Below are 6,379 nucleotides of genomic sequence, written 5' to 3'. Positions count from 1 at the left end.
TTATGTGTGAGAATATTAGCTACTTACATTGGTTTAGGAGGATAGTGATTTTAAGCTGAAATCACTATTTTGATAGGTGTAGTGTATCCATTTTTGGTGTTTCTTCACTTTTGGTTCAACACTTCTGAGTCTTACCCATTTCCAACTAATAGGCAGGTCAAAGAATATTTCTTTATCCTCAATTACAGGTAATAATTTAGGCTTTTTTATCTTCCCTTCCTTAACTAATCTGTTTTTCTCTGCGCCGATCTCTTTTAACAATTCAATAGCAGGCTGATCGCTAGGATCTTGGGGGGCTAGCTTACCCATTACAGCGAGTTGGAGTATAGCTTTGCGGAGTTCCGCAACATTTTCTTTGACCGAATAAAGCTCGCTGAAATGTTGGGTGATGAAATGCCATGAGGTTTGGAAATCGCTGTGATCTTTGGCAGTTAATAAACGATTTAGAGCAGCTTTATGGACGGTGATTTGTTTGCGATCGCGTTCTGTTTTTAGCTTTTCCAGTTCATCACATCGCACCATCAATTCATCAATTTTGGCAACAATTCGGCGTTGTTCTGCAAGTGGTGGAAGGGGGTATAAAAAAATCTGTATTGACTGTATCCCTACATTTCCCTGTGTAGTTTTTTTTGTGTAACGTTCTATTTCTGAGCGAACTAACTTAGATATTGAATAGTAGTAGGAATACGTTGGATCTATAAATCCATTAAGATTCTTAATTACCGCACAAGAGTAGGACGCTAAAAAATCTATATCTGTTAAAACAAATCTGTTAACTCCGAGAGTCCCGTATCTTGGGAAAATTAGATCAAACTTTTCAGGTTGTATCTTTAATCTCAGAGATTCAAAGTCTTGTACAGATATTTTTTTTGATTGAGCAAAGTTTATTTCATTATTGCCAAAAAAATCTCTAGGGGAAATATACGGGATTCCTTCAGCAACTTCATTAGGCATTTTGTGATCAATGTCTCCGATTTTTAAGGCAACATCGTTCCATCGACACCATTCCCAACCCTTCGGCAAATCATAGGGAACATCATCAGGCTTAATTTCAGGCAAAGGCTTAGAAGCCTTAATCTTGCCATCCTTCACCAATCGACCTTTCTCCGCCGCAATCTCCTTTAATAGCTCACTCGCAGGGCGATCAGTCTCATCTTGTGGCACTAACTTCCCCTGCATCGCCAACGACAAAATCAACTCGCGCAGTTTCTTAATCCCATCAGGTGCAGCAAAAGCAAAAGCAAAATATTTTTCTAAAAGTTCGCCTGTATTCATCAAAATCCACTAATAGTGATATCGAAGTTGAGCAATCAGCACATCGTTATCATTTACCTGATAAACAAGCCGATGCTCATCATTGATCCGCCTTGACCAATAGCCAGCAAAATTATATTTCAGAGGCTCAGGCTTACCAACACCCTCATAGGGACTACGCTGAATCTCCTTAATCAAAGCATTAATCCGTTTTAAAACCTTTGGATCGGTACGCTGCCAATAGAGATAATCTTCCCAAGCATCATCATCAAAAATAACCGTCACTCGATCAACTCCCGCACCTGTCCCTCACCAGCATTTAGTCGAGCGATCGCCTTAGTTAATCTCTCTGCATTCTTAGGGCTACGCAACAAATAGGCAGTTTCCACCAAAGATTCGTAGTCTTCTAAAGACAGCATGATCACAGGTTGCTGATTTTGGCGCGTCACGATCACAGGCGTGTGATCAGCACATACCTGATCCATCATCGTTGCTAAGTTATTGCGGACATGGGTATATGTAACTGCATTCATAGCTGATTGGCTCTATCTTGCATAGTTTTTTCCTTAAAATCATTGTACAGAAATATGTACATATACAGCTTAGCTTTGCCAAAGTTTCGCCGCAGTTAAATCTAACTCTCCCAATAAAGGCGAAGCGATCGCAGTCTCTCCTGTAAACACCAACTCGTCATAAAACCCCTCAACCCATTGCAAAATCGTCAACTTTTGAGCGATCGGGTCAACAATCCAATATTCCATAATTCCCCTCGCCGCATACTCCGATCGCTTATAGCGATAGTCCCGACTCTCTTGATTGGGGCTAACAATTTCCACTACTAACAACGGTGGTGGCATATCCATCAAAACTAGCGATCGGGTTGCCCCCTGCATCGCCGCTTCCAACTCCTCCGAAAAAATCACCAAATCAGGTACACGCACCCCCACCCGTCGGCTATGCACCGCAATTTCCGTCTTCATCCTTAGCCGCCCATAGGAAATCCCCAACTGTAAAAAACAGGCAACCAAGAACATGGCAATACGTTGATTGATCTCACTCTCCGAAGCCATCTCAATTAATTCTCCATTCTCTAGTTCATACAAAATCTCAGTATCACTACTAAACTCAAGAAACTCCGCAAAGGTCAATTTCTTTACTGGTACTTGATTTACAGACTGAGATGTTGGTTTTACTTCAGCGATCGTCATAGTCATTAACTTGATCTCCTATGCGCTATAGCTTGATTATGACTCGAAATAATTGACTAAGCAAAAACTACACTTATCTATCACCATTTAGCCAAGCCTTACCCCTTGCCGTTAATCGATACTTTTGCAAACGGCTATTAGGCTTATCAGGAATCGTCATTTCAATTAGATTGAGTGCCAGTAAACGTTTAACCTGCTTATGCAGTTCTCCAGAAATTGTCTTATGACCTAGCATTCTCGCCATGCCAGCCTTATTATCAGCATCCTGTACTAAATGCAAAAACACTTTAGCTGCTAATGGTGACTCTAGCCGTGACTCTAGCCGTGACTCTAGCCGTGACTCAAACTGCATTGACGCACCCCGTTCTAGTTCTAGCGCCTCCTGCGAAATCGGAAACACCGTGCGAATAAAATTAGCCGTAAAAATAAAAGACTCCCTTGGATATGCCTTCAAAATACGCGGCATTCCAGAACCCAGATATTCCACAATATCAAGGTCTTTGAAAACACGCATCAAAATCTTGTTGCGCGGGATCGAATAACCAGCAAAAAACTCCTCACGCTCCACCCCTTCAGGAATTGACCCCGCAGACGTAATCTCAAGGCGATCGTCAAAAATCTCAAACTTAGGCACAGCCTCATTGGTGAAATCATTGTGAATAATCGCATTGATTACCGTCTCGCGTAGCGCTACGACATTCCATAATCGCCGCTCGATTCTCTCTTTACCTGTAATTTTCGTAGCCGTGCGATTTTCAACCTCTAAGCGATCTAGCACCTGTTTGCAAGTTTTAATTAACGAACAATACCCATACTCATTGGTATCAATCAAATCATAGCGATCTAAACCACGATACTTCGCCACCTGTACCGAATTCCCATTGCGATCGCTTAGCAAATAGGCAGCATAGTTATAAGTTCCATCCTCAGTTAATAGTTCCAAATTCGCCGCAAAGCGATCGCCTAGCGTAAACCCCGCTTCCTCGTAATAAATCCGTAACTGCTCAAAATTAAGGCTTTGCTGTGGCGATCGCATTCGACCGAGTGAGTTACGAGTCCTCCTCGCAAACAGATCCTCAATCATCCGTCCTGACATTGGTTCCGATGCACTACCAATCCTGACAAAGCAACCCTTTTCAGACATTCCATACTTTCGCAAGTAATAGGGTTTCTCTGAGCCACTAGCCAGAGTCACCTTGATAATGTCCCGCTCCTCACGGACTTCATGAATTACATCAAACAGTCCCAAACAGGACGGCAAAATATTATTTTTCAACCGATCTTTAATCGCCAGTTGCACCGCATCACAGTCAGCAACACCCACCATCGAGCCATCTTTATCAATACCGATGTAAATAACGCCGCCATCTCGATAATTTAAAAAGGCGATCGCCTCACGCTCAAAACCATCGGTCAGTTCGCGCTTATACTCAACTCGATTTGATTCCATTAACTGCCCCCACGCTGCAAAGCACTGACTAGCTCTTGCTTGAGTGCATCCTGCGCCGCCTTCATTTGTTGAGCAATTTCCAAATATTCCGCCATCAACTCATCAGGCTCACCATGATAGACCATTACCTCATGGGGATTTTTGCAATCGAGATTATAGTTACGCGCCGCAATCTCGGCAACCGACACCTTCCACGCATATTCATTCACCTTGCGTCCCTTGCGAGACTTGCCACCCCACCAACTCTTTTCGCGATCGAACTCCGCGATCGTGAGCGGCTTCGACCGTGAATAGGACTTGTAACCCGATGGATAGGGATGTGCAAAAAACCAGACATCCTTAGTCGGCTCACCTTTTTCAAAAAAGAGAATATTCGTATTAATGCCCGTATAGGGACTAAACACTCCCTTAGGTAAGCGCACAATCGTATGTAGATTAAACTCCTCCAGCAATTCCTTCTTGAGATTCGTTTTTGTCCCCTCACCAAACAGGAAACCATCGGGCAAAACCACCGCCGCCCGTCCCGTCTCAGGCTTGAGTAAGTGCATAATCAGCGCCATGAATAGATCGGCAGTCTCGCGAGTCTGGTACTTCTTCGGGAAATTGCTCTCAATGCCATCCTCCTCCATGCCCCCAAACGGTGGATTAGTAATCACAATATCCACCCGATCCTTGGGTGTGTAGTCCCGTAATGGACGCTTCAAAGTATTGTCATGGCGAATATTCGTCGGCACATCAATCCCATGCAACATCACATTCGTCATCGCCAACATATGCGGCAAAGGCTTTTTCTCTACCCCATTGATATTTTTTTGCAAGTTTTGTAAATCCTCAGCCGTCTTTGCCTGCGCCTTGAGATGCTCGATCGCATTCACCAAAAATCCCGCCGTACCACAGGCAGGGTCGAGCAACTTTTCGCCCAATTTTGGATCGAGAATATCCACCATAAACTGCGTCACGGCGCGAGGTGTGTAATATTCCCCCGCATTTCCTGCCGATTGCAGATCCGCCAAAATCTTTTCGTAGATGTCATTAAATAAATGGCGATCGCCCGATGAGTTAAAGTCCACATCACTCTGAATGCAATTAATCACCTGCCGCAACAGAGTCCCCGACTTCATATAGTTATAGGCATCCTCAAACACTGCGCCCACAACCCTGCCATGTGGTGACACTCCCGCAGCCGTCGCCAGCTTTTTCAACTCAGGAAAAAGCTGAATGTTTACAAAATCAAGTAACTCTTCCCCTGTTATCCCTTCAGGATTCTTTGCCCAGTTAGACCACCGCAACCGCTCAGGCAATGGCGACTTGTAGCCAGAAATTGTAAATGCCCACTCCTGTTCCTTATCATCAAAAATCTTCAGAAACAGCAACCACACAATCTGGCTAATGCGCTGAGCGTCACCATCGACACCCACATCCTTACGCATGATGTCCTGAATACTTTTGATTAACGTTGCGATCGCCATAATTGTCTAACTAGAATACCTATGAGATTATAAAGCTATGGTGAAGCGCATCAGGGAGAATACAAAGATGAATAGTATCCAAATTAGAAATCAAGCTAAACAATACATTGACGCACTATCACCCGAAAGCCTGAAATTTGTTAATGACTTTCTCTTTTATCTTCTCACACAAGAATCTATTAGAAATCCTGCAAATCAAATAGGTGAAATCGAGAAAGAGCGTGAAATAAGTGCCTTGGAACTAGCAGGAGATTTAGTTGGCTGTTTAGAAGCCGCCTCAGATCTATCGACAAACAAAGAATATTTTCAGGGCTTTGGTGAGTAATGAAAACCAGAGTTATTTTGGATACGAGTCCATTAGTAGCACTTATCAACAAAAGAGATAATTATCATGAATGGTCAAAGCAGCAGTGGGCAATGATTAAGCCTCCTCTATTGACCTGCGAAGCTGTAATTACAGAGAGTTTTTTCCTGCTTCGTAATACTCACGGTGGTCAAGAAACAATTCTCAAACTTCTTGAGCGTCGAGTCATCATTATAGATTTTGACTTAGAAAACGAGTTGATAGAAATTCAACGACTATTAACAATCTATAAATCCGTCCCAGTCTCATTGGCAGATGCCTGTCTCGTTAGAATGGCAGAATTGCAAAGCAATAGTTCCGTATTTACCCTCGATAGCGATTTCCAAATTTACCGCAAAAATCGCCATCAAATCATAGACCTCATTATTCCAAATAGCCTTTAGCTAGGGTAAATTTACCCTAGCTATTAGAGCAATCTAACCTGAATTATGCATGACAAGGGGAACGAGAACAAGAAAAAGAGCCTAAAAGCTATTAGAATTAGGCTCTTCAGAATAATAATAGATATATTTTCTCATGACAGAGTGTAATCAAGAAGCAAAGATCGAATTTTATAAAAAAAAGCGACTAGAAGTAAAGTTTAGTGGCGAACAATTGAGTAGTGAAGGTGGAATACTGCTGGTGAGACAAGCAG

General features: G+C 42.8%; 8 protein-coding genes. 2 read left to right on the top strand and 6 right to left on the bottom strand.

Going from position 1 to position 6,379, the window contains the following annotated elements; translation table 11 throughout:
- Nucleotides 1-33 precede the first annotated feature (33 nt).
- The 6 genes from VB775_RS22345 to VB775_RS22320 all read right to left on the bottom strand — a co-directional run bounded on the left by VB775_RS22345 (nt 34) and on the right by VB775_RS22320 (nt 5,381).
- Nucleotides 34-1,275: a restriction endonuclease subunit S gene (locus tag VB775_RS22345; RefSeq protein ID WP_281009705.1), complete on the bottom strand. Its 1,242-nt coding sequence runs from the start codon at nt 1,273-1,275 to the stop codon at nt 34-36.
- 9 nt (nt 1,276-1,284) lie between these two features.
- Nucleotides 1,285-1,539 (bottom strand): Txe/YoeB family addiction module toxin, encoded by a 255-nt coding sequence (locus tag VB775_RS22340; protein WP_281009704.1) that lies wholly within the window; start codon nt 1,537-1,539, stop codon nt 1,285-1,287.
- Complete coding sequence (locus VB775_RS22335; RefSeq protein ID WP_281009703.1) at nt 1,536-1,787, bottom strand: type II toxin-antitoxin system Phd/YefM family antitoxin; 252 nt, start codon at nt 1,785-1,787, stop codon at nt 1,536-1,538. Before VB775_RS22335 ends, VB775_RS22340 begins: the two co-directional genes overlap by 4 nt.
- Nucleotides 1,788-1,856: 69 nt before the next feature.
- A complete protein-coding gene (locus VB775_RS22330) occupies nt 1,857-2,462 on the bottom strand; it encodes a Uma2 family endonuclease (protein WP_281009818.1) in 606 nt (201 codons plus the stop codon).
- 73 nt (nt 2,463-2,535) lie between these two features.
- Nucleotides 2,536-3,912: an RNA-binding domain-containing protein gene (locus VB775_RS22325; protein ID WP_281009702.1), complete on the bottom strand. Its 1,377-nt coding sequence runs from the start codon at nt 3,910-3,912 to the stop codon at nt 2,536-2,538.
- Nucleotides 3,912-5,381: a type I restriction-modification system subunit M gene (locus tag VB775_RS22320; RefSeq protein WP_281009701.1), complete on the bottom strand. Its 1,470-nt coding sequence runs from the start codon at nt 5,379-5,381 to the stop codon at nt 3,912-3,914. The genes VB775_RS22325 and VB775_RS22320 overlap by 1 nt, the downstream gene beginning before the upstream one ends.
- A gap of 67 nt (nt 5,382-5,448) precedes the next feature.
- On the opposite strand from VB775_RS22320, the gene VB775_RS22315 reads away from it, so the two are divergent.
- Both VB775_RS22315 and VB775_RS22310 read left to right on the top strand, forming a co-directional pair.
- Entirely contained in the window at nt 5,449-5,706 is a 258-nt protein-coding gene (locus tag VB775_RS22315; RefSeq protein WP_281009700.1) for a hypothetical protein, read from the top strand.
- Nucleotides 5,706-6,128, top strand: a complete 423-nt coding sequence (locus tag VB775_RS22310; protein ID WP_281009699.1) for a type II toxin-antitoxin system VapC family toxin — start codon at nt 5,706-5,708, stop codon at nt 6,126-6,128. Before VB775_RS22315 ends, VB775_RS22310 begins: the two co-directional genes overlap by 1 nt.
- Nucleotides 6,129-6,379: the final 251 nt, after the last annotated feature.

Origin of the sequence: Pseudanabaena sp. CCNP1317, from assembly GCF_034931345.1 — a bacterium.
Classification (GTDB): Bacteria; Cyanobacteriota; Cyanobacteriia; order Pseudanabaenales; family Pseudanabaenaceae; genus Pseudanabaena; species Pseudanabaena galeata.
The sequence above is the reverse complement of the archived record's forward strand: the minus strand, read 5'-3'. Positions and strand labels throughout refer to the sequence as shown.

What these genes read in the sequence shown, in the direction of transcription:
- VB775_RS22325 (WP_281009702.1), bottom strand. Translation starts at nt 3,912, where the DNA reads ATGGAATCAAATCGAGTTGAGTATAAGCGCGAACTGACCGATGGTTTT.
- VB775_RS22320 (WP_281009701.1), bottom strand. Translation starts at nt 5,381, where the DNA reads ATGGCGATCGCAACGTTAATCAAAAGTATTCAGGACATCATGCGTAAG.
- VB775_RS22310 (WP_281009699.1), top strand. Translation starts at nt 5,706, where the DNA reads ATGAAAACCAGAGTTATTTTGGATACGAGTCCATTAGTAGCACTTATC.
- VB775_RS22335 (WP_281009703.1), bottom strand. Translation starts at nt 1,787, where the DNA reads ATGAATGCAGTTACATATACCCATGTCCGCAATAACTTAGCAACGATG.
- VB775_RS22330 (WP_281009818.1), bottom strand. Translation starts at nt 2,462, where the DNA reads ATGACGATCGCTGAAGTAAAACCAACATCTCAGTCTGTAAATCAAGTA.
- VB775_RS22315 (WP_281009700.1), top strand. Translation starts at nt 5,449, where the DNA reads ATGAATAGTATCCAAATTAGAAATCAAGCTAAACAATACATTGACGCA.
- VB775_RS22345 (WP_281009705.1), bottom strand. Translation starts at nt 1,275, where the DNA reads ATGAATACAGGCGAACTTTTAGAAAAATATTTTGCTTTTGCTTTTGCT.